The 26161-nt window shown below is 64.7% G+C and carries 20 protein-coding genes; 10 read left to right on the top strand and 10 right to left on the bottom strand.

Features of this window, described 5'->3' with window-relative positions; all coding sequences use genetic code 11:
* Nucleotides 1–155: 155 nt before the first annotated feature.
* On the top strand, nt 156–1007 hold the full coding sequence (locus tag CK224_RS19945; protein ID WP_245426028.1) for a transporter substrate-binding domain-containing protein: 852 nt from the start codon (nt 156–158) through the stop codon (nt 1005–1007).
* On the opposite strand, the gene CK224_RS19940 is transcribed toward CK224_RS19945, so the two are convergent.
* The gene (locus tag CK224_RS19940) at nt 1004–1414 is read right to left on the bottom strand and encodes a tellurite resistance TerB family protein (RefSeq protein WP_067322705.1); all 411 of its coding nucleotides are present in this window, start codon (nt 1412–1414) and stop codon (nt 1004–1006) included. The genes CK224_RS19945 and CK224_RS19940 overlap by 4 nt on opposite strands.
* Nucleotides 1415–1581: 167 nt before the next feature.
* Here CK224_RS19940 and CK224_RS19935 point away from each other — a divergent pair, with 167 nt between their 5' ends.
* Nucleotides 1582–3231, top strand: a complete 1650-nt coding sequence (locus CK224_RS19935; protein ID WP_066996734.1) for a lysine--tRNA ligase — start codon at nt 1582–1584, stop codon at nt 3229–3231.
* Here the strand turns inward: CK224_RS19935 and CK224_RS19930 are convergent.
* Both CK224_RS19930 and CK224_RS19925 read right to left on the bottom strand, forming a co-directional pair.
* Nucleotides 3194–4078 (bottom strand): thermonuclease family protein, encoded by an 885-nt coding sequence (locus CK224_RS19930; protein ID WP_245426024.1) that lies wholly within the window; start codon nt 4076–4078, stop codon nt 3194–3196. The two genes, CK224_RS19935 and CK224_RS19930, sit on opposite strands and share 38 nt — an antisense overlap.
* A 10-nt stretch (nt 4079–4088) precedes the next feature.
* Nucleotides 4089–4730 (bottom strand): helix-turn-helix transcriptional regulator, encoded by a 642-nt coding sequence (locus tag CK224_RS19925; RefSeq protein ID WP_066996728.1) that lies wholly within the window; start codon nt 4728–4730, stop codon nt 4089–4091.
* Between the two features lie 727 nt (nt 4731–5457).
* Here CK224_RS19925 and CK224_RS31955 point away from each other — a divergent pair.
* Nucleotides 5458–5604: a hypothetical protein gene (locus CK224_RS31955; RefSeq protein WP_245426021.1), complete on the top strand. Its 147-nt coding sequence runs from the start codon at nt 5458–5460 to the stop codon at nt 5602–5604.
* 12 nt (nt 5605–5616) lie between these two features.
* Here CK224_RS31955 and CK224_RS19915 read toward each other — a convergent pair whose 3' ends face one another.
* The 6 genes from CK224_RS19915 to CK224_RS19890 all read right to left on the bottom strand — a co-directional run bounded on the left by CK224_RS19915 (nt 5617) and on the right by CK224_RS19890 (nt 13355).
* On the bottom strand, nt 5617–6159 hold the full coding sequence (locus CK224_RS19915) for a thioesterase family protein (RefSeq protein ID WP_066996722.1): 543 nt from the start codon (nt 6157–6159) through the stop codon (nt 5617–5619).
* 9 nt (nt 6160–6168) lie between these two features.
* The gene (locus CK224_RS19910; RefSeq protein ID WP_095782914.1) at nt 6169–8388 is read right to left on the bottom strand and encodes a 3-hydroxyacyl-CoA dehydrogenase NAD-binding domain-containing protein; all 2220 of its coding nucleotides are present in this window, start codon (nt 8386–8388) and stop codon (nt 6169–6171) included.
* Between the two features lie 14 nt (nt 8389–8402).
* On the bottom strand, nt 8403–9611 hold the full coding sequence (locus CK224_RS19905; RefSeq protein ID WP_095782913.1) for an acetyl-CoA C-acetyltransferase: 1209 nt from the start codon (nt 9609–9611) through the stop codon (nt 8403–8405).
* A gap of 33 nt (nt 9612–9644) precedes the next feature.
* On the bottom strand, nt 9645–10817 hold the full coding sequence (locus tag CK224_RS19900; protein WP_095782912.1) for an acyl-CoA dehydrogenase family protein: 1173 nt from the start codon (nt 10815–10817) through the stop codon (nt 9645–9647).
* Nucleotides 10818–10868: 51 nt separating this feature from the next.
* A complete protein-coding gene (locus CK224_RS19895) occupies nt 10869–12665 on the bottom strand; it encodes an acyl-CoA dehydrogenase (protein ID WP_095777599.1) in 1797 nt (598 codons plus the stop codon).
* Nucleotides 12666–12893: 228 nt separating this feature from the next.
* Complete coding sequence (locus tag CK224_RS19890; RefSeq protein WP_095782911.1) at nt 12894–13355, bottom strand: MerR family DNA-binding transcriptional regulator; 462 nt, start codon at nt 13353–13355, stop codon at nt 12894–12896.
* Nucleotides 13356–13814: 459 nt separating this feature from the next.
* Here CK224_RS19890 and CK224_RS19885 point away from each other — a divergent pair, with 459 nt between their 5' ends.
* The 4 genes from CK224_RS19885 (at nt 13815) to CK224_RS19870 (ending at nt 21294) form a co-directional block, all read left to right on the top strand.
* Nucleotides 13815–17969: a peptidoglycan-binding protein gene (locus CK224_RS19885; protein ID WP_095782910.1), complete on the top strand. Its 4155-nt coding sequence runs from the start codon at nt 13815–13817 to the stop codon at nt 17967–17969.
* Nucleotides 17970–18159: 190 nt separating this feature from the next.
* The gene (locus tag CK224_RS19880; RefSeq protein WP_066996707.1) at nt 18160–19077 is read left to right on the top strand and encodes a sulfite exporter TauE/SafE family protein; all 918 of its coding nucleotides are present in this window, start codon (nt 18160–18162) and stop codon (nt 19075–19077) included.
* Nucleotides 19077–19865 (top strand): TIGR02186 family protein, encoded by a 789-nt coding sequence (locus tag CK224_RS19875; RefSeq protein ID WP_067322676.1) that lies wholly within the window; start codon nt 19077–19079, stop codon nt 19863–19865. Before CK224_RS19880 ends, CK224_RS19875 begins: the two co-directional genes overlap by 1 nt.
* A gap of 172 nt (nt 19866–20037) precedes the next feature.
* Nucleotides 20038–21294, top strand: coding sequence for an Hsp70 family protein (locus CK224_RS19870; RefSeq protein ID WP_095782909.1), 1257 nt, complete (start codon nt 20038–20040; stop codon nt 21292–21294).
* 12 nt (nt 21295–21306) lie between these two features.
* Here CK224_RS19870 and CK224_RS19865 read toward each other — a convergent pair whose 3' ends face one another.
* A complete protein-coding gene (locus tag CK224_RS19865; protein WP_095777474.1) occupies nt 21307–22215 on the bottom strand; it encodes a LysR substrate-binding domain-containing protein in 909 nt (302 codons plus the stop codon).
* A gap of 123 nt (nt 22216–22338) precedes the next feature.
* Between CK224_RS19865 and CK224_RS31350 the strand changes: the two genes are divergently transcribed.
* From CK224_RS31350 to CK224_RS19855, 3 genes are read left to right on the top strand one after another with little or no spacing between them, the layout of a single operon-like run.
* Nucleotides 22339–22494 carry a hypothetical protein gene (locus CK224_RS31350; protein WP_176477964.1) on the top strand — a complete coding sequence of 52 codons (156 nt, stop codon included), beginning with the start codon at nt 22339–22341 and terminating at the stop codon, nt 22492–22494.
* Entirely contained in the window at nt 22494–25424 is a 2931-nt protein-coding gene (locus CK224_RS19860) for a molybdopterin oxidoreductase family protein (RefSeq protein ID WP_095782908.1), read from the top strand. Before CK224_RS31350 ends, CK224_RS19860 begins: the two co-directional genes overlap by 1 nt.
* Nucleotides 25421–26155 carry a 4Fe-4S dicluster domain-containing protein gene (locus CK224_RS19855; RefSeq protein WP_095782907.1) on the top strand — a complete coding sequence of 245 codons (735 nt, stop codon included), beginning with the start codon at nt 25421–25423 and terminating at the stop codon, nt 26153–26155. The genes CK224_RS19860 and CK224_RS19855 overlap by 4 nt, the downstream gene beginning before the upstream one ends.
* Nucleotides 26156–26161: the final 6 nt, after the last annotated feature.

The following is a 26161-nucleotide window of genomic DNA, read 5'->3' as shown; positions in this document are numbered from 1 at the left end:
GTTTCTTCGCGACACCTGCCCCTGTTGCGGGCGCGCGCTGAAACTTGCAAACGCACTAAACCATACGCCGAATTCGCCCGTTTGAAATCAAAAACAATTGTGCCTGCACTGTTTTCGTACGAAAAGCCAAGGACATGATTGGGCGGAGCGTTATCGTGCCATTCCGATGGATATTTCTGGCCCTGCTGTCGGCGCTGATCGGAGCGTTGCCATTTGCCGGCGCGACTCGCGCGGCGGAGCCGCAGGTTCCGGTGCTGTGGGATGCCAAGGAGCGGCTGCCGAAGCCTGATCTTTCGGCGTTGCCGAGGCTGAGGTTCCTCACCACCACCGATTTTCCGCCTTTCAACTTCCTCGACGGCTCCGGCCGGCTGTCGGGTTTCCACATCGACCTGGCGCGGGCGATCTGCGCCGAACTCGGCATCGTCGAGAAATGCCAGATCCAGGCGCTGCCCTGGAACGATCTCGACGACGCGCTGCGGAAAGGCGAAGGCGAGGCGATCATCGCCGGCATCGCGGCGACGCCGGAAAGCCGCGAGAAATACGCCTTCTCGCGTTCCTATCTGCAGTTTCCGGCGCGCTTCATCATGCCGAAGGCCAAGGCGTTTACCGAGCCGATCCTCGACAAGCTGCGCAGCAAGCGGGTGGGCGTCATCGCCGGCTCGGCGCATGAGAAGATGCTGCGCGACTATTTCAGCACGGTGCAGGTCGTGCCCTTCGACAAGCCCGAGGACCTCTACGCGGACCTCAAGGCCGGCAGGATCGACGCCGCCTTCGGCGACGGCATGCGCTTCGCCTTCTGGCTCGGCGGCTCGGAAGCCGCCGGGTGCTGCCGCTTCGGCGGCGGCCCTTATCTGGCGCCCGAATATCTGGGCTCGGGCATGGCGATCGCCACCAGGGCGGGCGACCCGGCGCTGGCCTCCGCCTTCGACTATGCGCTGCAGGAAATCTCGATCAAGGGAACCTTCGCCGAGTTCTATCTGCGCTATTTTCCGGTGAGCTTTTTCTAAGTCAGTGTGCGCAGGCGGGCCTTCGCCGCACGGGCGATCGCCGCCACGGTGAGCGTGTCGAGATCGAGTTCCCGTCGGATGAGCTGCAGCACCCTCAACTCCTCCATGCGCATTTCGAGATCGACCGCCGCGACCTCGAAAGCGGCGGCATAGGCGGTATCACGCAATCGCTCCGGCAGCGCATCGGCGACGCGCGCAAGGACGCCTTCCAGCCCGTCCTTGTCGTGCAGAGCCTGCTGGCAGGCTTGAGCCACTCCGACCAGGCTGTCGCTGTTGAAATCGACAAACACAGGCCAAGAACGGACGACGTCTCCGATCCGCGCCAGTTCGACATCGGTCATGTCGCGGTCGGACGCCGAAGTGATGACCATGAGATAGATCAGGGCTTCGTGCGGCGTCAAAGGCATTCAAAACTCCTTGATGGTGAGGCTTCAACGTAGGATTGCCATTGAGGCGCCGCAAGGAAAAGCGCCGCAAATCGTTGACGCTCCGGCCCGTCGCGCCTAGAGACCGGGTGAAAATCTTTGCGCGCCAAGCCGACACATCTGGCCGGCCCATGACCCTGGAAAGTGACATGACGGGATCAAACATCATCGATCTCAATGCCGAGATGCTTGCGGCCGCCGCCGAAAGCAAGGCATGGCCGTTCGAAGAAGCCAAGAAGATCATTGCCCGCTACAAGAACAAGGACTTTCCCGATACCGTCCTGTTCGAGACCGGCTACGGCCCGTCCGGCCTGCCGCATATCGGCACCTTCGGCGAGGTGGCGCGCACCACGATGGTGCGGCACGCCTTCCGCGTGCTGACGCAGGACAAGGTCAAGACCAAGCTTTTGTGCTTCTCCGACGATATGGACGGCATGCGCAAGATTCCCGACAACGTGCCGGATCGCGCAGCGCTCGAGCCCTACCTGCACAAGCCGCTCACATCGGTGCCCAATCCGTTCGGCGGCGGCTATGCGAGCTTCGCCGACCACAACAACGCGATGCTCTGCCGCTTCCTCGACACGTTCGGCTTCGACTATGAGTTCGCCAGCGCGACCCAATACTACAAGTCCGGGCGCTTCGACGAAGTGCTGTTGCGCGCCGCCGAGCGCTATGACGAGATCATGGCGGTGATGCTGCCGACGCTCGGCGAAGAACGCCAGGCGACCTACAGCCCATTCCTGCCGATCTCGCCGAAAAGCGGCCGCGTGCTCTACGTGCCGATGAAGCATGTCGACGCCAAGGCCGGCACCATCACCTTCGACGACGAAGGCAGCGAGACCACGCTGCCGGTCACCGGCGGCCATGTGAAGCTGCAGTGGAAGCCGGATTTCGGCATGCGCTGGGCAGCGCTCGGCGTCGATTTCGAAATGTTCGGCAAGGACCACCAGACCAACGCGGCGATCTACGACCGCATCTGCAACATCCTCGGCGGCCGCGCGCCGGAACATTTCGTCTACGAGCTGTTCCTCGACGAGAACGGCCAGAAGATCTCGAAGTCGAAGGGTAATGGGCTCACCATCGACGAATGGCTGACCTATGCGCCCACCGAGAGCCTCGGCCTCTACATGTACCAGCGGCCGCGGCAGGCCAAGAAGCTCTATTTCGACGTTATCCCGAAGGCGGTCGACGAATATTACGCCTTCCTGTCCGCCTATCCGCGCCAGGAATGGAAGGAGCGGCTCGGCAACCCGGTCTGGCACATGCATGACGGCAATCCGCCGGCCATCGACCTGCCGGTCCCCTTCGCGCTGCTGCTCAATCTGGTCAGCGCCTCCAACGCGCATGACAAGGCGGTGCTGTGGGGTTTCATCTCGCGCCATGCGTCCGGGGTGACGCCGCAGACGCACCCCGAGCTCGACCGGCTGACAGGCTATGCCATCCGCTATTTCGACGACTTCGTGAAGCCGACCAAGGTCTATCGCGCCGCCGACGAGGTTGAGCGCGAGGCGCTGGCGAAGCTTTCGGAAGCGCTCGGCGCGCTGCCGCAGGGCGCGGACGGCGAGGCGATCCAGAACGCGGCGCTCAACGTCGCGCGGCGGATCGAGCGCTATCAGGACCATTCCAAGCAGAGCCCGGAAGGCGGACCCGGCGTGTCGGTCGCCTTCTTCCAGATGATCTATCAGGTGCTGATCGGACAGGAACGGGGGCCGCGTTTCGGTTCTTTCGCGGCGCTTTACGGCATTACGGAGACGCGCGCGCTCATTGAGCGGGCCCTGGCTGGTCAGTTGGCGGCGTAACGTCGCCATCTTCCGCCGGCAGGATGGAGCTCGGCGCGGCGGGCGCCGGGCCGGTGGCGGCCGGCAATGCCGGCAGGCCGCCGAGGTTCGGAGCGGCGCCGAAAATGCCTTTCCTCGCCGCGCGCGCCTTGTCGCCCGCCTCGACATAGGGACCGCCTCGCGCCGCGCGGGCCCAGCCGTTTTCCACCAGCCACAGACCGACATCCTTGTTGCCGACCCAGCACTTGACCGCTATGGCCTTCTGCCCGCCTTGCGGCGGCACGGAGCAGACCAGGGTCCGGCCACGCAGGAAAGCGCGGAATGCCGTCCTGGCGCGAACCCCGCAGTCCCATGACTTGCCTTCGTCGCTGCAGGTCTCGTCCTCTTTGACGATGTCGATGCCCGACACGGCGATGGAGTAATCCTTGGCCTTGATCAGGCCGGCGGCGGTGGCGACGGGCTGGAGCAACTTGGTGCCCTCCTCGCCATCCGGCAGTTTCGTTTTCCGCGGCCTGGGCGGACCGGCCAGCGCCAGATCGCTGAGCGGCGCGCGCGGCTCGACCCGTTCCAGTTCCTCGGCAGGCACTTCGGGTGGCGCCACCACGTCGGGATCGATTGCCCGCGAATGCGCCACCGGCTTCGGCGGCTGCGGCGCGGCAGGCGCCAGAATGGCGGACGTCGCCGGTTCCGCAGTTATCGGTTCCCGAGGCACCACATCGGCGTCTTGCCCCGGAAGTGCACTGGCCGGATCGATCTGATCGACCGCGACGACGCTTTCGCTGCCCTTCAGCGAGTGGCCTCCGGCGACGACCAGCGCCGCCATTGCCGGAACCGCCGCAAGCGCCAGGGCAAGATGGAGGACCCGCACCAGCCCGGACCTACTGGCTTGCCCAGACGATCCGCGCCACCCACTCGACCTCGCTCATCGGGATGTCGCGGTCCGGGTGAGCGGGGTTAAGCGAGACCAGCACGACCGACTTCGCGGTCTGCCGGTCGAGCACCTTGGCCATCACCTCGCCGGCGGTGGTCTTGACGACGACGCGGTCGCCCTTGCGCGTCGGCGCGCCCGGCTCGACGATCAGCACGTCGCCATTGCGGTAGAGCGGCAGCATGGAATCGCCCTGGACCTTCAGCGCATAGGAGGTTTCCGCCGCCCGCGCCGGAAGCTCGACCAGATCCCAGCCCTGCCCCGAGGGATAGCCGGCATCGTCGAAGAAACCGCCGGCACCGGCCTGGGCGAAGCCAAGCAGCGGCACGGCCATACGCGGCGGCGGCACGGCGGAGGGACCGTGACCCTCAACCAGCACGGTGAATTCTTCCAGCGAGGCGCCGGTGGCCTCGATGATCTTGGCCAGCGATTCGGTCGAAGGCCAGCGCGGCCGGCCGTCGGAGGACAGGCGCTTGGATTTGTTGAAGGCGGTCGAATCGAGGCCCGCGCGGCGGGCGAGACCGGAAGCCGAGAGCGAATAGCGCTCGGCAAGAGCATCGATTGCGGCCCAGACGCGATCGTGTGAGAGCAAGTCCGCTCTCCTTCGAAAAACAGGAAAAAATGCCTCACTGCTGTCTAGCGCGCGACCATTCAATTGTCCACCGGCGCGAACAGCGGATTCGAGAGAAAGTCGCCCGCTTCCGCAGGATTGATGGGACTCGATCCTGTGCCGGGCGCCGGCACCGACATGTCGCCGCGTGCGCAATGCATCGTTCGACCCCGGCCGAAACGTCTCGGTGCGCAAGCTTGGTAGGGTACGGTTCTCGAATTGCGAAGGACTGCTCATGTTGCCGAACCACCAATGCATCGCCCCATCCGTTCTTTATTTTGGGACGCCTGTCGTCCTGATGGTTACCCGAAACCATGACGGCGCCGCAACATTACACCCATTTCGTCCGCGTGGGCCTTGGGTTCATGCGTGGTCCTCGGCTTGAGTTCGGCGACCCAGGGCGCCAGCAATCTTCTGCGGGATGGCGAATGCACCCTCAATTTTCCCGCGGCCAGCCTCTGGGCGAATGTCGAACGGATCGCGCGCACCACGGGTGCGAATCCAGTTCCACCCCACAAGGCCGAATTGGGGTTCATTCATGAGGCCGACAAGTTCGCTCTAGGCGGCTTTGCGATCCAGCCCAGCGAATTGATCCGGACGCCGCGCATCGCAGAATGCCCCCTGCAGTTCGAAACACGCCTGTTGACCTGCCATCGCAGCGCGAAGCAGCAAGGCGCATCCTCGACGCACCTCATCATGGAGGTAGGACGTGCAGCGGGTTCATGCGCACCGCAGCATCGTCTTGCCGGGAACGAACCACATCGACACTGCGCGATGGAATCCGCTGTTCTATGTGTTCCGGCACTATTTTGGCGACGCGGTCGATCTGGGCAAAACCTTCCGGGCCGAACATTGAACGCTTGCTCGATCAGGCCCGCTTGGCCTGCTCGCGGAGGTTCCGGTGCGAGATCATGAATGCTTGCTCGGGCTCGGTCGGCGGGCGCGGTTGCGCCGAATGGCCGAGCGCCGCGACGACTGCCTCAATCTCGAGAAAGCGGCGGCCGCGCCGGTCATAGACGCCGCCGGTGGTCAGGATCAGCGCCGCTGTCTCGCCATTGTCGAGGACGAAGCGGTGCTTGCCGATCACCGAAGTGCCTTCCCAGGTCTCGATCGACGACACCACCTCGAAGCGGCGCCACAGCCTGATCTCGCGCACATAGGCCGATTGCAGCCCGCCGATCATCGGCGCCCAGCCGTTCCGCCGCGCGAGCGCGACAAGACCGGCGCGAAGAAAAACGTCGATACGGCCAAGATCGGCCAGCATCATGTAACGGGCATTGTTGAGATGGCTGTTGAAATCGATGTCGGTCGGCAGGCAGCGAAAGGCCAGCCGGCTCTGATCGCCGATTTGATAAGGGCCACGGCTACGCGCCGTGGCCATCATGCGCGCGAGGCGCCCCCAGACATACATCGGAGTTCGTCAGGCGGCCTTCTTGACCTCGCCCTTCTGGTAAGGGTCGAAGCGCTGGTAGAAAGTCTCGCCCTTCTCGGCCATGTCGAGCAAAAGCTTGGGCGCCTTGAACTCGGCCCCGTATTTCTTCTGCAGGCCCTTGGCGATCTTGACGAAACGCTTGGCGCCGATGCCGTCGATGTAGGAGAGCGCGCCGCCGGTGAACGGCGCGAAGCCGAAGGCGAGGATCGAGCCGACGTCCGCCTCGCGCGGATCGGTGACGATGCCCTCCTCCATGACGCGCACCGCCTCCAGAGCGATGGTGACCAGCAGGCGCTCTTTGAGCTCCTCGTAGTCGACCTTCTCGGGCTTCAGTTGCGGATAGAGATCCTTGAGACCCGGCCACAGCTTCTTCTTCGCCGGCTTGGCAGGATAGTCGTAGAAGCCCTTGCCGTTCTTGCGGCCGAAGCGGCCATGCGTGTCGACCATAGTGTTGATCAGCGCCATCTGCTTCGGGTCGACGGCTTTCTCGCCTAGATCCTTGATGGTCTGCTTCATGATCTTCTGGGCAAGGTCGATCGCCGTCTCGTCGGTCAGCGCCAGCGGGCCGACCGGCATGCCGGCGGCCTTGGCGGCGTTCTCGATCATCGCCGCAGGAACGCCTTCGATCAGCATCTTGTAGGCTTCCGACATATAGCGCAGCACGCAGCGATTGACGTAGAAGCCGCGCGTGTCGTTGACGACGATCGGCGTCTTCTTGATGGCGCGTACGAAGTCGATCGCGACGGCGAGCGCCTTGTCGCCAGTCTTCTTGCCGAGGATGATCTCGACGAGCATCATCTTGTCGACGGGCGAGAAGAAGTGGATGCCGATGAAGTTTTTTGGCCGCGCCGAGTTCTTCGCCAGCGAGGTGATCGGGATGGTCGAAGTGTTCGAGGCAAAGATCGCCGAGGACTTCAGCGCCGCTTCCGCTTTCTCGGTGGCGAGCTTCTTCACGCCTGAATCCTCGAACACCGCCTCGACGACAAGGTCGCAGCCGGCAAGATCGGCATAGTCGGCCGTCGGCGTGATCAGCGACAGCAACCTGTCTTTCTCTTGGGGCTTGGCGCGGCCCTTCTTCACCTGGTCCGAAATCAGGCCGTCGGAATGCGCCTTGCCCTTCTCGGCCGACTCCATGTCGCGGTCGAGCAGCACGACCGGAATGCCGGCCTTGGCCGTGACATAGGCAATGCCGGCGCCCATGAAGCCGGCGCCGAGTATGCCGATCTTCTTGAACTTGGTGTCCGGCACGCCGGCCGGGCGGCGCGCGCCCTTGTTCAGTTCCTGCAGCGACACGAAAAGCGAGCGGATCATCGCCGCCGCTTCCTTGGTCTGCATGATCTCGGTGAAGTAGCGCTGCTCGATCCGGAGCCCGGTGTCGAAGGGCACCAGCAGGCCCTCATAGACGCATTTCAGGATCGCGGCGGCCGCCGGATAATTGCCAAAGGTCTCGCGGCGCAGGATGGCGATGGCCGGCGGCCAAAGATTGGCGCCGGCCGTCGAATAGATCGGACCGCCGGGCAGCTTGAAACCCTTTTCGTCCCACGGCGCCACCGGCTTCAGGCCGTTTTTGATCATCGCCTTGGCGGTCTCGACAAGCTTCTTCGGCTCGGCGATCTCGTGGATCAGGCCCATCGACTTCGCCTTTTGCGGCGTCAGATTCTGGCCGCTGGTCAGCATCTGCAGCGCCTGCTGCTGATCCGTCAGCCGCGGCACGCGCTGGGTGCCGCCGGCGCCCGGGAAGATGCCGATCTTCACCTCGGGGAGTGCCATCTTCACCTTGTCGGAATCGGCCGCGACGCGGCCGTGGCAGGCGAGCGACATCTCGAAGGCGCCGCCCATGCAGGTGCCGTTGATCGCCGACACCCAAGGCTTGCCGCAGGTCTCGATCTTGCGGAACAGGCCGGTCATATAGCCGGCATTGTCGAACAGGGCCTTGGTCGCCTTTTCGAGGTCCTTTTCCTTTTCGACGGCGAAGGTGGCGAGCATCTTCTGCAGCATGGTGATGTCGGCACCGCCGGAGAAGGTGTCCTTGCCGGAGGTGATGACTGCGCCTTTGATGGCGGCGTCGCCCGCCACACGATCGACGATGGCGTTGAGCTCGCGCATCGCCTCTTCGGTGAAGACGTTCATCGAGCGGCCCGGCATGTCCCAGGTGACCAGCGCGATCCCGTCGGCGTCCACGTCGAGGGTGAAATTGGTGTAGCTCATCTTTTCTCTCCCCGTCAGACGCGTTCGATGATGGTGGCGGTGCCCATGCCGGCGCCGATGCAGAGCGTGACCAGCGCGGTGTTCAGGTCGCGGCGCTCCAGCTCGTCCAGCACCGTGCCGAAGATCATCGCGCCGGTGGCGCCGAGCGGATGGCCCATGGCGATCGCGCCGCCATTGACGTTGATCTGGTCATGCGGGATGTCGAAGGCCTGCATATAGCGCAGCACAACGGAAGCGAAGGCCTCGTTGAGCTCGAACAGGTCGATGTCCGACAGCTTCATCTTGGCACGCTTCAAGAGCTTTTCGGTGACGTCGACCGGGCCGGTCAGCATCAGCACCGGCTCGGAACCGATATTGGCGAACGAGCGGATGCGCGCGCGGGGCTTCAGGCCCATGGCCTTGCCGGCCTTCTTGGAGCCGAGCAGTACAGCAGCGGCGCCGTCGACGATGCCGGACGAGTTGCCGGCATGGTGGACGTGGTTCACTTCCTCGACCTCCGGATGCTTCTGCACGGCCACCGCATCGAAGCCGCCCATTTCGCCCGGCATGACGAAGGACGGATTGAGCGAGGCCAGCGACTGCATGTCGGTCGACGGCCGCATGTGCTCGTCACGGTCGAGGATGGAGAGGCCGTTCTGGTCCTTGATCGGGACCACCGAATTCTTGAAGCGGCCGTCGTCCCACGCCTTGGCGGCGCGCTTCTGGCTCTCGACGGCGTAAGCGTCGACGTCGTCGCGGCTGAACCCGTATTTCGTCGCGATCAGGTCGGCCGAGATGCCCTGCGGCACGAACCAGCCGGGAAGCCCGACGGAGGGGTCCATGAACCAGGCGCCGCCGGACATGCCCATGCCGACACGCGACATGGATTCTACGCCCCCGGCGATGACGATCTCGTCCGCGCCTTGCGCGATCTTGGCGGCGCCGAAATTGATGGCATCGAGTCCGGAAGCGCAGAAGCGCGATATCTGCATGCCGGGCGCCTTGGTGTCGTAGCCGGCCTCGAAGGCGGCGGCGCGCGGAATGACCGACCCCGCTTCGCCGACCGGATCGACGCAGCCGAAGATGATGTCGTCGACAGTGCCGGTGTCGAGCGCGTTGCGGTCACGCAGCGCCTCAAGCGTCTTTGCCGCGAGCCGCACCGCCGGCACCTCGTGCAGCGAGCCATCCTTCTTGCCTCTGCCGCGCGGTGTGCGCACGGCGTCATAGACGTAAGCTTCGGCCATTTTCGTGCTCCTTGGGTTTGCCGGTCGCTGCGCTCACAGAGAGCGCCCGATCAGCAATTTCATGATCTCGTTGGTGCCGCCGTAGATGCGCTGGACGCGGGCGTCGCGGAACATGCGGGCGATCGGATATTCGTTCATGTAGCCATAGCCGCCATGCAGTTGAAGGCATTCGTCGACGACTTTGCCCTGCAGGTCGGACAGCCAGTATTTGGCCATAGAGGCGGTGACCGGGTCGAGGCCGCCGTCGATGTGGCGGGCGACGCAGTCGTTGTAGAAGACGCGGCCGATCGTGGCCTCGGTCTTCAGCTCGGCCAGCTTGAACTGGGTGTTCTGGAAATCGATGATCGCCTTGCCGAAGGCCTTGCGCTCCTTGACGTAGTCGATGGTCAGCGCCAGCGCCCGCTCGATCATGGCGATCGCGCCGGTGCCGATCTGCAGCCGCTCCTGCGGCAATTGCTGCATCAGTTGGACGAAGCCCTTGCCTTCCTCATGGCCGAGCAGGTTGGAGGTCGGCACGCGCACGTCGTTGAAGAACAGCTCGGAGGTGTCGTTGGCCTTGAGCCCTATTTTGTCGAGGTTGCGACCGCGTTCGAAGCCCTCGACCTCGTCGGTCTCGACGACGATCAGCGAGGTACCCTTGGCGCCCTTGTCCGGATCGGTCTTGGTGACGACGATGATCAGGTTGGCGAGCTGGCCGTTGGTGATGAAGGTCTTGGAGCCGTTGATCTTGTAGTGATTGCCGTCCTTCTCGGCACGGGTCTTGATGCCCTGAAGGTCGGAGCCGGCGCCGGGCTCGGTCATGGCGATGGCGCCGATCAGCTCGCCGGTCGCCAGTTTCGGCAGCCATTTTTCTTTCTGCTCCTCGGAGCCGTAATGCAGGATGTATGGCGCGACGATCGAGTTGTGCAGGCCGATGCCGAAGCCGTCGACCCCGACATGGCCGATGGCCTCGATGATGGCGCTCTCATGCGCGAAGGTGCCGCCGGAGCCGCCATATTTCTCCGGCATAGAGGCGCAGAGCAGGCCGGCGGCGCCCGCCTTCAGCCAGCTCTCGCGGTCGAAAACCTCGTTCTTCTCGAACTCTTCGTACCGCGGCGCGATCTCCTCCGACATGAAGCGGCTCGCCATCTCGTAGAGCATGCCGACTTCGTCCGCCGCCCAGGCGGGCTTCGGCAGGCCAAGAACTTCGGCTGGATTTGTCGCCACGATGTCCTCCGCGTTCCGACATTTTCGGCCGGCTGTGCCGGCCCGCCAAACCTAGAACGCTTCCGCCGGCAGCGCCATTAGCGTATCCGCGCCACTGGAAATGCGGGCGAGGCGCGTCGCGGTTTCCGGCATGATCCGCTCCATGAAGAAGCGCGCCGTCACCAGCTTGTTGTCGTAGAACGACGAGGCCCCATTGGCACCTTCGGCGAGCTTCGTTTGGGCGGCCTTGGCCATCTGGCCCCACATGTAGCCCAATGCCACTAGGCCGAAGAGATGCATGTAGTCGGTCGAGGCGGCGCCCGCATTGTCGGGCCTGGCCATGGCATTCTGCACCAGCCACATGGTCGCGGCCTGCAGGTCGTTGAGGCCCTTCTTCAGCGCCTTGGTGAAGGGCGCCATCTTGTCGTCGGCGCGGTTTTCCTCGCAGAATTCGCCGACCTCCTTGAAGAAGGCCTGCACGGCGCGGCCGCCATTCTGCGCCAGCTTGCGGCCGACCAGATCAAGCGCCTGAATGCCGTTGGCGCCTTCATAGATCATGGCGATGCGGGCGTCGCGCACGAACTGGCTCATGCCGTGTTCTTCGATGTAGCCGTGGCCGCCGAACACCTGCTGCGCCATCACGGCGTGATCGAAGCCCCTGTCAGTCAGCACGCCCTTGACCACCGGCGTCATCAGACCGGTGTAGTCGTCGGCCGACTGGCGGTCCCTGTCGTCACCGGAGCGGTGCGCGACGTCCGACTTGATCGCCGTCCACAGCGCCAGCGCTCGGCCGCCCTCGTTGAACGCCTTCATGGTCATCAGCGAGCGGCGGATATCGGGATGGACGATGATCGGGTCGGCCTTCTTGTCCGGTGCCTTGATGCCCGACAGCGAGCGCCCCTGGAGGCGGTCCTTGGCGTAGGACACCGCGTTCTGGTAGGCGATCTCCGAGACCGAGAGCCCTTGCAGGCCAACGCCCAGGCGGGCCTCGTTCATCATAGTGAACATGGCCTTCAGGCCACCGTTCAACTCGCCGAGCAAAGTGCCTTCGGCCTCGTCATAGTTCATGACGCAGGTCGAGTTGCCGTGGATGCCCATCTTCTCCTCGATCGAGCCGCAGGAGAGCGCGTTGCGCGCGCTGACATTGCCCGAGTCGTCGAGCTTGAACTTCGGCACGATGAACAGCGAAATGCCTTTGACGCCTTCCGGCGCCCCCTCGACGCGGGCCAGCACCAGATGCACGATGTTGTCGGCCATGTCGTGCTCGCCGGCGGAGATGAAGATCTTCTGGCCGGAAATCCTGTAGGTGCCGTCGCCATTGGGCACCGCCTTGGTGCGCAGCAGGCCGAGATCGGTGCCGCAATGCGGCTCGGTGAGATTCATGGTACCGGTCCAGGCGCCCTCGATCAGCCTGGGCAACCAGGTGGCCTTCTGCTCGTCCGTGCCATGGGTGACGATGGCCGCGATCGCGCCCTGCGTGAGGCCGGGATACATCATCAGCGCCATATTGGCGGACACCATGTATTCGGAGACCGCGGTGTGGACTGTATAGGGCAGACCCTGGCCGCCGAACTCGGCGGGTGCCGCTAGGCCCATCCAGCCACCCTCGCGATACTGGCTGAAAGCGTCCTTGAAGCCCTTGGGCGTGGTCACGCTACCGTCTTCATGGCGCACGCAGCCTTCCATGTCGCCGACCCGGTTCAGCGGATGCATGACGTTTTCGGCGAGCTTGGCGCCTTCGGCAAGGATCGCCTCGACGACGTCCGGCGTGGCGTCCGAGAAGCCCGGAAGATTAGAATAGCGCTGGTAGCCGAGCACGTCGTTGAGCACGAACAGCGTGTCCTGGACGGGCGCCCTGTAGATCGTCATGCCTTCCTCCACCCTTGCGGTCCGGCCGGCCAGCAAGCTCCCGATCCGGATGGGGATGGGAGGCCGAGCCAATGTCGATGCCCCCGATAGCAAATATTGACGTTTGCGTAAACGTCAACTTCGTCGCAGCCCGAAATTTTTGATGAGCGCTGGCTCAGGGCAACAAAAAAGCCGCGCGGCTGCAGCCACGCGGCTTTCTCTATCCTGGGCTATGCCGTTAGCGTGAGATCAGCCGGCGGCGCTTGCCTGCGGCGCAGCCCGCTCGGCCAGCATCTGGCGAACGATCGCCATCGAATTGCTCAAGTCGCTGATAGCCTCATCGATCAGCGCGCGCTGCTTCTGCAACCGGGCAAGCTGCTTCTCGGACTTGTCGAGCGCCAGCCGCAACTGCTTGGTGTTGGATCCGGTCGGATCGTAAAGATCCATCATCTGCTTGACGTCCCGCAGCGAGAACCCGACCTTGCGGCCGAGCAGGATCAGCTTCAGCCGGGCCTTGTCGCGGCGCGTGTAGAGACGGGTCGAGCCGTCGCGCTTCGGATTGAGCAGGCCCTTGTCCTCGTAGAATCGCAGCGTGCGCAAGGTCACGCCGTACTTCTTGGCCATCTCGCCGATGCGGACGAATTCTTCGTCGGTCTCGACCGATATGTGAGTGCTATTGGCCGCGGCTTCGCCGGGCGAAACAAGTTTCATGGTCACTGGCTTTCCCCTGATGGCGTCGCGGTCACGGACCAAACGTCGCCTGAGTGGAAGCGGGGGCGTGCTTCCAATCGTGGTTTCGACACTTCAATCGCAAGAGGCACGGCTTCGCACCTTTTACGTTTACGTCAATTCTATACCGACAGCCGGCACCTGACGCAAGCGTTGTCGGAAACACAGCTTTATGCCGCACTCGGAAGCCATCGGGCCGGCGGGTCAGGATTATGCGCCATTTCTTAAGGTTGGTTAACGCCTTGTTTACCACGTTGGGCGAAATGTGCGCATGTCGGTCACCCGTGTTTATCCTGTAGCGAATTTTTCACGGTTTTCGAAGCGTGGGTGAGAAACCCGGGAAGCCCGTCTTCCTCCGCAGCAAAACCGCGCGGACGCCTTCGTTCCCGGCAGACTCTGGGAAACCGGTCTCAGCCGGTCATTCTGAACACGGGCGCATCGATGAACAGCAAGCGGTCCTATCTCGATACACTCAACGCCGGTAGGCAGCGCCGGTCGCAGACCTCGCTGGAGGATCTGAGCCGCTCGCTCGAAACGCTGGAGCAGCGGCTGGAGCGGACGGGCAGCGACACGCCTGAGCGCCCCGATCCGCGGCGGCCGGCCCCCGAGCCGCGCTATGCGGCCGCGCAACCTTATGGTTCGCCCCGCTGGTACGAGGAACCCTACACGACGCAGAGGGACCAAAATCGGGGACCGCAAAACCGCGGGCCGCAGAACCCGGCGGCCGCAGCTTCCGACTTCGGCCCCAATTATCAGGCCATTGCCCGCGACATCGACCGGGTGCGCGGACAGGAAGACGGCGTCGCGATGGTTGGCAAGATCGCGGTCGAATTGCGCGGACTGCGCGAGGAGTTGCGCCATCAGATGACCGCCGGCCTGCAGCGCGAATTCGACGCGCTGCGTCAGGATATCGATCGCGCCATGCAGGCGGCGAGCCAGCATGGTGCCCCCGCCGACAAGAACAGCGCCGAGCTCAGCCTCGAGTTCGAACGGCTTTCCGGCGCCATCCACACGCTTGCCGAAAAAAGCGACGATCGCAGCGTCAACCTGCTGCGGCTGGAGTTGGAGCAGGTCAAGGCGGCGCTCGACACGCTGGCGCGCGAGGAAAGCGTGCGGGCCGTCGACCAAAGCGTGCAGGCCGTCGACCGCCGCTGGGACGATTTCGATCGCCGCTGGAGCGCCTTCGAGGATCGCGTCGACGCCGACCAGCGCCAGCGCGCCGAGGGTCCCAATCTTTCGGCGCTGACCGACCGCCTCGAACAGATCAGCAGCGCGGTCAACAACCTGCCGCAATCGCTGTCGCTCGCCTCGCTGGAGGAAAAGGTGCGCACCCTCGCCGGCGCGGTCGACCGTTTCGCCAGCCAGCAGACGATGCGCGGCGGCGAGACGCTTGCCATGATCGACGAGCGGCTGGACGAGATCTCGCGCGCCATCGTCGCCTCGACCGTGGCCGCGCAGGCCAATGCCTTCGATCCGGAAACCTTCGGGCGAATCGAGAAACGGATCGCCTCGCTGGCGGAGCAGATCGAGGAGGTCGCGCAGTCACGTCCCGGCGCCGAGGTCATCGACCGCCTCAACCTTCTGTCCAGCCGTGTGGACGAGCTCGCCGGGCGCGCCAACCTGCCGGAGCAGGCGATGGAGCGTCTCGGCAAGCAAATTGCTTTGATCACCGACAAGATAGACCGCGCGCCGGCGATGCCCGACGCCGACCACATCTTCCAGGGCCTGGAGCAGCGCTTCGACGCGCTGTCCACGCTGCTCGAGCGCCGCCAGGGCGATGCCATCGAGCAGAGCAACCTGCTGTTCCGCGACCTCGAGCGGCGGCTGGACGAAGTCGCCGACAGGCTCGACCAGCGCATGCGACAGGACGACGCCACCGGTATCATGGAGGCGATCGACGCCCGCTTCACCGCGCTTGCCAAGCGCATCGAGACGCGCGCGCCCGATCCCGCCAACGAGATGGCGATCCGTGGCCTGGAAAGCCGGCTCGAGGACATTTCCAGCCGGCTGGAATCCTCCGCCGCGCAGGTCGCCGGCATTGATCCGGCACTGATCCGCAGCCTTGAGTCGCAGGTGACCGCCCTTTCGGCGCATCTTTCGAAGCCGAGCGCACCGCTGCCCGACTTCGAGGACATCAGCCCGCGCCTCGACGAGATCGAGAAGTCGCTGGCCGGCACGCGCGATTCCATCCTCACCGTCGCGCGCGAGGCTGCGGAGAACGCTGTGCGGTCGCTGGGCGAATCGAGTTCCGGCACGGCTGCTTCCAACGCAGCCGCCGTGAGCGGGCTCGCGCAGGACCTGAAGACGCTCGAAGCGCTCACCCGCCGTTCCGACGAGCGCAATTCGCGCACGTTCGAGGCGATCCACGACACGCTGCTCAAGATCGTCGACCGGCTCGGCTCGCTGGAGGCCGAAGGTCCCAGTGAAGCGGTCAGCGAACTGATCGACCCGCAGCCGGGCGGCAAGCGGGCCGCCCGCACCGGCAAGATCGCCGTCCAGGACGCGCCGTCGATGGATATCGACCAGCCGCTGCCACTGACCGGAGACATCGCCGATCTCGATGCGCGCGCCGCCTCCATCCTGCGCCACGATCCGGTTTCGCGAAACGAGCCGGCTGCACCGGGCGAACCTGTTACGCGTGGCGAATCTGTTACGCGTGGCGAACCTGTAATGCGCGGCGAAGCTGCCGCTCGCACGCCCGCCGAGGCCGCGGCCGCCGCCGCAATGGCTGCGCTCGGATCGGACGAAATCGGCGAGAGGGCCGAGACGACCGGCCGCAAGAAGTCGATGTTCAGCGGACTGGCGCGCGCCTTCAGGGGCAAGAAGAACGAGGACACGCCGCCGCTTGCCGGCTCGGCACCGGCCGGCGACGTTCCGACCGTCGACATCGACGAACCGCTCGATCCCAGAGCCGCCAACCGGCCGCTCGAACCTGGATCCGGCGCGCCGGACCTCAACGCCATCATGAAGCGCGTGCGCGACGAGCGCGGCGGTCAGCCGGCCAAGCGCAGCGAGACAGATGCCGCCAAATCCGATTTCATCGCGGCCGCCCGCCGCGCGGCGCAGGCCGCCGCCGCGGAAGCCGACGCGCTGAAGCGGCAGTCGACGATGACCGGCCCGGTGAAGGCGCTCAGAATCGGCGATCTGCTCAAGGCGCGGCGCAAGCCGATCCTGATGGCGGCGGCCGCGATCATGATGGCACTGGCCGGCCTGCAGCTCGGCAAGGCGTTCTTCTCCGACCCCGCGCCGGTCGCCAGCAACGACGTCGCGCCGATGGTCTCCACCCAATCGGTCGAAACCGCCTCGCTCGATGTCAGCACACCCAAGCCCGAAACGGACACTGCGAAGCCCGAGAGCGCGCCCGCGCGTGCCGTCAGGCAGGCCGAGCCGTCGAAGGACGATCCAACGCCACAGGCCGCCTTTCAACCATCCGCACCCGAAATGCCCGCGGCCGCGGCGCCAGCCGAACCGGCGCCTGCTCCGGCGACTCCGTCCGCGCCAGGCCGGCCCGCGCCGATGGCTTCGGCGACACCGTCGGAGTCAGTCTCTCCGGCTGCGAGCGGGCCTGCCATGGACACGGACGGCGACTCGCAGCCGACCATCGGCGCGCCGGCGAGCACAGCAATGCCCGGTGCCGCCGCAGCCGGTGCTTCCTCGGCCGGCACGCCGGCAACCACGTCCGCCGACACCACGGGCACCGTCCCGCGGGGCGGCGGCCAGACGGCAGTATCGGCCGCCAAGATCGATGTCCCGGCCGATATCGGTCCGGTGGCGCTGCACGACGCGGCCGCAGGCGGTGACGCCAAGGCGCTGTTCGAGATCGGCTCGCGCTACGCGGAATCGCGCGGCGTCAAGGAAGACATGGCGGCGGCCGCCAAATGGTATGAGAAATCCGCCGAACTGGGCTTCGCACCGGCCGAATACCGCATCGGCAATTTTTACGAGAAGGGCATCGGCGTCGCGCGGGACATCAAGAAAGCCAAGACCTATTACCAACTCGCGGCGGAACAGGGCAACGCCAGCGCCATGCACAATCTGGCGGTTCTGTTCGCCATGGCGGCGGATGGCGTGACCGACAATGAGTCGGCGGCGCACTGGTTCCAGGAGGCGGCCGACCTCGGCGTCAAGGACAGCCAGTTCAATCTCGGCATCCTTTCGGCCAAGGGCGTCGGCATGAAGCAGAACCTGGAGGAATCCTACAAATGGTTCGCTCTCGTCGCCAAGACCGGCGACAAGGACGCCGCGGCCAAACGCGACGAGATCGCCAATGCGCTGAGGCCCGAGCAGATCGAGCGGGCGCGCGCCGCCACGGACCTGTGGAAGGCAAAGCCGCTCAACGCGGCCAGCAACTCGGCCGACATTCCGGAATCCTGGCAGGACAGCACGCCGCAGACGACCGCCGGCATCGACATGAAGAAGGCGGTGAAGAACATCCAGCTGATCCTCAATAAGAATGGCTATGATGCCGGCGGCGCCGACGGCGTGATGGGCGACAAGACCAAGAACGCGATCATGGCCTTTCAGACCGACAACAAGATGAAGCCCACCGGCGAGATCGATGCGCCGCTCGTCAAGGCGCTGCTTGCGCACAAATAACGGCAGGCGCGTCGCTTCCGCGACGGCTTGCCACAGATTTGCCTGTTAACTGATTGAGACGGTTTTCGTTTCGGCGCGGCGCCGGGGTTTGACCCCGGCGCCGCGCCGCGCAAGAAAAAATTGGCTTTTTGGTGCGAAACTGCCGGGGACGGCGGCATTCGCCGACAGGCAAACTGATCGAGACAGACGGGTGGGCATCTATCTCCCGATCGCGGAAATTTCCGTCAACGTCTTCGTGCTGCTGGCGATGGGCGCGGCGGTGGGTTTCCTGTCGGGCATGTTCGGGGTCGGCGGCGGCTTCCTGATCACGCCGCTCCTGATCTTCTACAACATCCCGCCGGCGATCGCGGTGGCCACGGGGGCCAACCAGGTCATAGCCTCCTCCTTCTCCGGCGCGCTGTCGCACTTCAAGCGCGGCACGCTCGACTTCAAGCTCGGCGGAGTGCTTCTCGCCGGCGGCATTGTCGGCTCGACCGCCGGCATCTATGTCTTTGCGCTGCTGCGCCGGCTCGGCCAGTTGGACCTCTTCATCTCGCTGCTCTACGTCGCGCTGCTCGGCACCGTTGGCGGGCTGATGCTGGTCGAGAGCGTCAACGCGCTGCGCGCCTCGCGCAGCGGCGCGGCGCCGGTGCTGAAGAAATCCGGCCAGCACAACTGGATTCACCGGCTGCCGTTCAAGATGCGCTTCCGCGCCTCGAAGCTGTTCGTCAGCATCATCCCGGTGCTCGGCCTCGGCGCGGCAATCGGCTTCCTGTCGTCGATCATGGGCGTCGGCGGCGGCTTCATCATGGTGCCGGCGCTGATCTACCTGCTCAAGGTGCCGACCAACGTCGTTATCGGCACCTCGCTGTTCCAGATCATCTTCACCTCGGCCTACACCACGCTGGTGCATGCCACGACCAACCAGACGGTCGACGTGATCCTGGCCTTCCTGCTGATGGCGGGCGGCGTTGCCGGCGCGCAATATGGCGCCAAGGCGGGCCAGCGGCTGCGCGGCGAGCAGTTGCGGGCGCTTCTGGCGCTGTTGGTTCTGGCCGTCGCCATCCGCCTGGCCATCGACCTTTTCGTGACGCCTCCCAATCGCTATTCGCTCGCGGGCCTGACCTGATGGGGCCGTTGAGAGCGTTCGCAGCCGCCATCCTGTCGCTCGCTGCCGCAGCACTGCCGGCGGCGGCACAGACGCCGGCGACGGAAAGCATCCAGATCGGCCTGTCGACCGACGCCATTTCGATCACTGCCGGGTTTTCCGGCGCTGACCTCACCATTTTCGGCTCGCTTGAAAATCCCGATCCGCTGATCGCGCGCCAAGGACGCTACGATGTCATCGTCGTGCTGGAGGGTCCCGCCCGCCCCGTCGTCGTGCGCCGCAAGGACAGGGTGCTCGGCGTCTGGATCAATCTGGAATCGGAGACTTTCGAGAACGTGCCGGTATCCTACTCGGTGGCGACGACCCGCCCGCTGCAGGACATCACCGAGCCGAACAGCTACAAGCAGCTGTCTCTCGGCGCTTCGAACCTCTACATGCAACCGGCCGAGCCCAGCGACAGCCCGATCACGATCGAGGAATTCACCTCGGCACTTCGTGAGCGCAAGACGGCGACCGGCCTTTACAGCGAGAATGTCGGGGGCGTCCAGTTCCTGTCGCAGAACCTGTTCCGCGCCACCGTCCGGCTCGCGCCCAACATCCCGGTCGGCACCCATAAGGCACGCGCCTTCCTGTTCAAGAGCGGCATGTTCGTGAAGGAGAGCTCGGCCCAGCTCGAAATCCGCAAGTCCGGTTTCGAACAGTCGATCTTCCGCGTCGCGCACGACTATTCCTTCCTCTACGGCGTGTTCGCCGTGTCGCTTGCCATGCTCACCGGCTGGCTCGGACGCATCGTTTTCCGCAAGGATTGACGTTTTTCGCGCGAATGAGGGTTCCCCTGTTCCCGGATTTGGGATAAGTCGCCGCCTCCCAACTCGGGGACAAGCACACATTCAATTCGGCAGAGCGGTCCGGCGACCGGGTTACGGCGCGTTTTTCGACGCCGGCGATGCGCTGCGACGAAACCAATGACAGGAGGCTGCTATGCATCCAGCATTCGGCGGCATCGATTTCGGCACGTCCAATTCCACAGTGGGCGTGATCCGCCACGGCCGGGCGCAACTGGTAGCACTGGAGGGCGAACAGCCCACCTTGCCGAGCGCCGTCTTCTTCAACTTCGAGGACGGCCACACCTATTTCGGCCGCCGCGCGATCGCCGACTACACCGACAGCGTCGAGGGCCGGCTGATGCGCTCGCTGAAAAGCGTTCTCGGCAGCTCGCTCGCCAACGAGAAGACGCGCATCAAGGCGCGCCTGATCGGCTTCATCGACATCATCGGCTTTTTCATCAGCCATTTGAAGAAGCGGCTGGAAGAGGATGCCGGCGGCCCGGTCGAACGCGTCGTGCTCGGCCGCCCCGTGCAGTTCGTCGATGACGATGCCGACGCCGACGCCAAGGCGCAAAGCGAGCTCGAAAAGGCGGCGCGCGCACAAGGGTTCAAGCACATCGCCTTCCAGTTCGAGCCGATCGCGGCGGCGCTCGACTACGAACAGAACGTCGCCCGCGAAGAGCTGGCGCTGATCGTCGACATGGGCGGCGGCACCTCCGACTTCTCGATCGTGCGCGTCTCGCCGGAGCGCGCCCGCTCGGACGACCGCAAGGGCGACATATTGGCCAATCGCGGCATCCATATCGGCGGCACGGATTTCGACCGGCTGCTCAGCATCGCCCATATCATGCCCGAGCTCGGCTATCTGACGCCGACCAAGGACGGCAAGCGCAATCTGCCGGCAAGTTATTTCATCGACCTCGCCACCTGGCAGCGCATCAATCTCATTTACACCGCGAAGGCGATGTCGGATTTGAAGCAGATCCGCTTCGAAGCCGAGCGCGCCGATCTCGTCGACCGCTTCATCCACATTGTCGAGCATCGTTACGGGCATGCGATGGCCGGCCTGGTCGAACGGGCCAAGATCACGCTGACAGAATATTCCTGGGCCGAGGTGAAGGTGTCGCTGCCCGGCGTACGCTTCGCGGCCGGGATCACGCGCGCCGGCCTGGAAGAGACGATCGGCGGCGACATCGAACGGGTGGCCGCGACGGTCAGGCAAACGATTGCCGACGCAGGCGTTCCCGCTTCGGCCATCACCGCCGTGTTCCTCACCGGCGGTTCGACGGCGATCCCGCTGGCAAAGCGGCGGATCCTTTCGCTGGTGCCGCAGGCCTCGGTCATCGAAGGCGATATGTTCGGCTCGGTCGGGCTTGGGCTCGCGCTTGATGCGCGGCGCAAATTCGCCTGACGCTTCCTTGCTCTAGCCCCTCCCCGTTGACGACGCGTCCTGCTTGCCGGTGAGATGCGCCTTGAGCGCCATTTGCGCGAGGCTCGCCTGCCGGTCGCGATGGGTAATCATGGCGAAATCGCGTTTCGGCAGAACGACCGGCACGGATCGCAAGCTGCCTTCCGCCAGCGAGCGCGCAATGACGAGCTCGGAAATTATGGTCGCGCCGGCACCAGCCTCCACCGCCTGACGCACAGCCTCGTTGCTGGGCAGGACAAGAAAGATCTGCAACTCCGCCGGCGGAACCCCTTCACTGCGCGCAAAATCCTCCAGCGCCTCGCGCGTGCCCGACCCGCCCTCCCTGATGATCCAGCGCAACGACCTGATGTCGAGGTTTCCCGCCGGCGTCATCGGAAGCTCGGGATGTGAGCCCGCAACGACCAGCATGGGGCGATCCTCATCGACCGTGGCGCGCCGCAATATGTCGGACTCGGTTCGGCCTTCGACCAGCCCGAAATCGGCCCGGCCGTCCAGCACATTGGTTTCCACTTGCCGCGTGTTGCCGATGGTGACGCTCAGGCGCACCGCCGGATAGGCCTCGTGGAAGGACGCCAGGCGCCTCGGCAGCCAGTAGCTGGCGATGGTCTGACTGGCCGATATCGACAGGCTGCCGGTGATGGTCTGGGAAACATGCTCCAGCACGTTGTGGGCAGCCGCTGCCCGTTCCAGAACAGCCTTGGCTTCGGGCAGGAAGCGGTGGCCGGTCTGCGCGAGCTCGATGTTGCGGCCGACCCGGTTGAACAGCCGCACGCCATGATGGCTTTCAAGCGCGCGGATGGCGGCAGAGGCGGCCGATTGCGAGATGCCGAGCAGGTCGGCCGCCTTGGTCATGTGGCCATGCTCGGCGACGGCGACGAAGATGCGAAGCTGATCGAGGGTCATGGCCAACTAAGAAGCAAAATCGATCGGAATTACAAGAGCGGCTTGTTAGACAGATCAATCGCTTTGTTCTAACTTTTTAGCCGAGCTTGGAAAAAATTGGCCGTTCTGCCGCCAAGGTTGGAAATGATCGGGCGCTTCAAATCCCTTTTCGCGCATTGGAGCCGCCAGCTGAAGCGGCAGCTCGCCGGCGACCGCTACCATCCTGAGCTGCACTATATGCGCGGGCCCGGCCCGAAGACCAAGACCAAGATGGCAAGCGACAAGAGCGTTCGCGGATAATGAGCCTAGCTGAACCACGCGGCGCAAACTCCGCGCCCTCCCAGCGGCCGTTGGCCGACAGCCAGGCGCCTGACGAAGGCGACGGCGTCGAGACCTCGCCGAGCGTGTCCGACCGCATCGCCAAAACCACCTGCTACATGTGCGCCTGCCGCTGCGGCATCGACGTCCACATCAAGGACGGCAAGCTGCGCTACATCAACGGCAACAAGGACCACCCGGTGAACCGCGGCGTGATCTGCGGCAAGGGCAGCGCCGGCATCATGCAGCATTACAGCCCGGCGCGGCTGAGGAAGCCGCTGCTGCGCACAGGGCCTCGCGGCTCCGGCGAGTTTCGCGAGATCGAATGGGACGAAGCGCTCACGATCGCCACCGAGCGGCTGTCGGCGATCCGCCGCACCGATCCGAGAAAGCTTGCCTTTTTCACCGGGCGCGACCAGTCGCAGTCGCTGACCGGCTGGTGGGCGAGCCAGTTCGGTACGCCCAACTTCGCCGCCCATGGCGGCTTCTGCTCGGTCAACATGGCGGCCGGTGGGCTCTACACGATCGGCGGCTCGTTCTGGGAGTTCGGCGAGCCCGACTGGGACAACACGAAATACTTCATGCTGTTCGGCGTCGCCGAGGATCACGATTCCAACCCGATCAAGATCGGCCTCGGCAAGCTCAAGGCGCGCGGCGCCAAGGTGGTGTCGATCAACCCTTGCCGCACCGGCTACAACGCGATTGCCGATGACTGGATCGGCATACGACCCGGCACGGACGGACTGTTCGTGCTGGCGCTCGTCCATGAGTTGCTCAAGGCCGGCCGCATAGATCTCGACTATCTGCTGCGCTACACCAACGCGCCGGTGCTTGTCGTGCAGCATCCCGGTTCCGCCGATGACGGATTGTTCATGCTCGATGGCGACAGCAGCCTGTTGGCTTGGGACAGGGTGGCGAAGGCGCCCGTCAATGCCGCCGATCCGGATGCCAAACCAGCATTGACCGGCAACTACACCGTCAATGGCCGCCGCTGCGCACCGGTATTTCAGCTGATCGCCGACCGATACCTGCACGAAAGCCATTCGCCGGAGGCGGTGGCGGAGCGCTGCGGGGTCGGCGCCGACACCATCCGACGGATCGCGGCGGAGCTGGCGCATGTCGCCTTCGAGCAGGCGATCGAGCTGCCGGTCGCCTGGACCGATCGGGCGGGCCGCCGGCACGAGACGATGAAGGGCCGGCCGGTGTCGATGCATGCCATGCGCGGCATCTCGGCCCATTCCAACGGCTTTCATACTTGCCGCGCCATCCACCTGCTGCAGGTTCTGCTCGGCACGGTGGACGTGCCCGGCGGCTTCCGCTTCAAGCCGCCCTATCCGCGTTGCGCGCCGCCGGGGCCAAAGCCCGCAGGCAAGAACGTCCGCCCGATGACGCCGCTGGAGGGCATGCCGCTCGGCTTCGTCTCAGGGCCCGACGATCTGCTCGTCGACGAGGTCGGCACACCGATCCGCATCGACAAGGCCTATTCCTGGGAAGCGCCCTTGGCCGCCCACGGCCTGATGCACAGCGTCATCCGCAATGCCTGGGCCGGCGACCCTTATCCGATCGACACGCTGATGATGTACATGTCGAACATGGCCTGGAACTCCTCGATGAATACCGTCGAGACGGTTCGTATGCTCACCGACAGGGACGAGGCGGGCGACTACAAGATCCCCTTCATCATTTATTCCGACGCCTATTATTCCGAGACGGTGCCGTTCGCCGACCTGGTGCTGCCCGACACGACCTATCTCGAGCGGCACGACTGCATCAGCCTGCTCGACCGGCCGATCAGCCATGCCGACGGGCCGGGCGATGCCATCCGTCACCCGGTGGTGCAGCCGGACCGGGATGTCCGGCCGTTCCAGTCGGTGCTCATCGAGCTCGGCGCGCGGCTCGGCCTGCCTGGTTTCGCCAACGAAGACGGTTCGGCGAAATACCGCGACTATGCCGACTACATCGTCAACCACGAGCGCACGCCCGGCATCGGCCCGCTTGCCGGCTGGCGCGGTAAGAACGGCGACGCGATCGGCAAAGGCGAGGTGAACCCGGACCAGTTGCAGCGCTACATCGACAATGGCGGTTTCTGGCACCACGGGTTCGCCGACGACCAGCGCTATTACAAGATGGGCAACCGCGCATATCTCGACTTTGCCGTGCAGATGGGATTCATCTCCAAGGCCGATCCGATCATCTTTCAGCTCTATTCGGAGCCGATGCAGCGCTTTCGCCTCGCCGCGCGCGGTCATGGCAAGGTGCAGCCGCCGGAGGCCGAGCGCGACCGGATCGAAGCCTATATGGACCCGCTGCCGTTCTGGTACGCGCCCTTCGAAGACGACACCGTCGATCTTCAAAAATATCCGCTGCATGCGCTGACGCAGCGGCCGATGCACATGTACCATTCCTGGGGCTCGCAGAATGCGTGGCTGAGACAAATCACCAGCCAGAACCGGCTGTTCGTGCACCGGGAGACCGCAGCGAGGCTTGGGCTGGCCGACGACGACTGGGTGTGGATCGAAAGCATCAACGGCCGCGTGAAGGGTCAGATCAAGCTGATCGACGGCGTCAACCCGGACACGGTCTGGACCTGGAACGCGATCGGCAAGCGGCGCGGCAGCTGGGGCCTGAAGGACGACGCCGCAGAGAGCAATCGCGGCTTCCTGCTCAATCACATCATCGGCGACCAGACCGCAGCCACCGTCAACGGCAAGCGCTATTCGAACTCCGACCCCGTCACCGGACAGGCGGCATGGTTCGACGTGCGCGTGCGTATCGCCAAATGCGCCGCGGAAGAGGCCGGCTTCACCGAGCCGCAATTCGAGCGCTTGCGGCAGCCGCCAAATTTCGAGCCGTCACCGGATGTGCTTCGCTTCGGCGATGGATTCCGCATAAAAAGGGAAGCCGCCGAATGACCTGCCTTCCCGCCCAAACCGAGAAGAAGCTCGGCCTCGTCATCGACCTCGACACCTGCGTCGGCTGCCAGGCCTGCGTTACCGCTTGCAAGGAATGGAACACCGGCGGACACATGGCGCCGCTGACCGACATCGATCCGTATGGCGGGCGTGTCGACGGCGTCTGGTTCAACCGCGTGCACAGCTATGAGCACACGACCGAACAAGGCGGCCGCACGGTGAACTTCCCGCGCTCCTGCCTGCATTGCGAGCGGCCAGCCTGCGTCACCGTCTGTCCGACCGGCGCCTCCTACAAGCGCGCCTCCGACGGCATCGTGCTGGTGGACGAGAACAAGTGCATCGGCTGCAAGCTGTGCAGCTGGGCCTGTCCCTATGGCGCGCGCGAATTCGATATGGATGTCGGCGTGATGAAGAAATGCACGCTCTGTGTGGACCGCATCTACAACGACAATCTGGCGACAGAGGACCGCGTGCCGGCCTGCGTCGCCGCCTGCCCGACCAGCGCCCGGCATTTCGGCGATCTGGGCGATCCCGCCTCGGCAATCTCGCACCTGGTAGAAGAGCGTGGCGGCGTCGAGTTGATGCCCGAGCTTGGCTACCAGCCGACCAACAAATACCTTCCCCCGCGCGCCCGTACCGAGCGCGCGGCGAAGGTGGACGCACCGGCGCTGGAACCGATCCGGGCCGACGGAGGCTTCCTCGGCTGGATCGACCGCATGCTTTCGAACTGAAATTCG

It is taken from the genome of Mesorhizobium sp. WSM3862, assembly GCF_002294985.1.
Classification (GTDB): domain Bacteria; phylum Pseudomonadota; class Alphaproteobacteria; order Rhizobiales; family Rhizobiaceae; genus Mesorhizobium.
Note: the sequence above shows the minus strand (reverse complement) of the source record. Positions and strands in the feature narration are given on the sequence as shown.

Excerpts from the sequence above, each read along its gene's own strand:
- CK224_RS19940 (WP_067322705.1), bottom strand. The coding sequence starts at position 1,414 with ATGCCTTTGACGCCGCACGAAGCCCTGATCTATCTCATGGTCATCACT.
- CK224_RS19935 (WP_066996734.1), top strand. The coding sequence starts at position 1,582 with ATGACGGGATCAAACATCATCGATCTCAATGCCGAGATGCTTGCGGCC.
- CK224_RS19915 (WP_066996722.1), bottom strand. The coding sequence starts at position 6,159 with ATGTATGTCTGGGGGCGCCTCGCGCGCATGATGGCCACGGCGCGTAGC.
- CK224_RS19910 (WP_095782914.1), bottom strand. The coding sequence starts at position 8,388 with ATGAGCTACACCAATTTCACCCTCGACGTGGACGCCGACGGGATCGCG.
- CK224_RS19905 (WP_095782913.1), bottom strand. The coding sequence starts at position 9,611 with ATGGCCGAAGCTTACGTCTATGACGCCGTGCGCACACCGCGCGGCAGA.
- CK224_RS19895 (WP_095777599.1), bottom strand. The coding sequence starts at position 12,665 with ATGACGATCTACAGGGCGCCCGTCCAGGACACGCTGTTCGTGCTCAAC.
- CK224_RS19890 (WP_095782911.1), bottom strand. The coding sequence starts at position 13,355 with ATGAAACTTGTTTCGCCCGGCGAAGCCGCGGCCAATAGCACTCACATA.
- CK224_RS19885 (WP_095782910.1), top strand. The coding sequence starts at position 13,815 with ATGAACAGCAAGCGGTCCTATCTCGATACACTCAACGCCGGTAGGCAG.
- CK224_RS19875 (WP_067322676.1), top strand. The coding sequence starts at position 19,077 with ATGGGGCCGTTGAGAGCGTTCGCAGCCGCCATCCTGTCGCTCGCTGCC.
- CK224_RS19870 (WP_095782909.1), top strand. The coding sequence starts at position 20,038 with ATGCATCCAGCATTCGGCGGCATCGATTTCGGCACGTCCAATTCCACA.
- CK224_RS19865 (WP_095777474.1), bottom strand. The coding sequence starts at position 22,215 with ATGACCCTCGATCAGCTTCGCATCTTCGTCGCCGTCGCCGAGCATGGC.
- CK224_RS31350 (WP_176477964.1), top strand. The coding sequence starts at position 22,339 with ATGATCGGGCGCTTCAAATCCCTTTTCGCGCATTGGAGCCGCCAGCTG.
- CK224_RS19860 (WP_095782908.1), top strand. The coding sequence starts at position 22,494 with ATGAGCCTAGCTGAACCACGCGGCGCAAACTCCGCGCCCTCCCAGCGG.
- CK224_RS19855 (WP_095782907.1), top strand. The coding sequence starts at position 25,421 with ATGACCTGCCTTCCCGCCCAAACCGAGAAGAAGCTCGGCCTCGTCATC.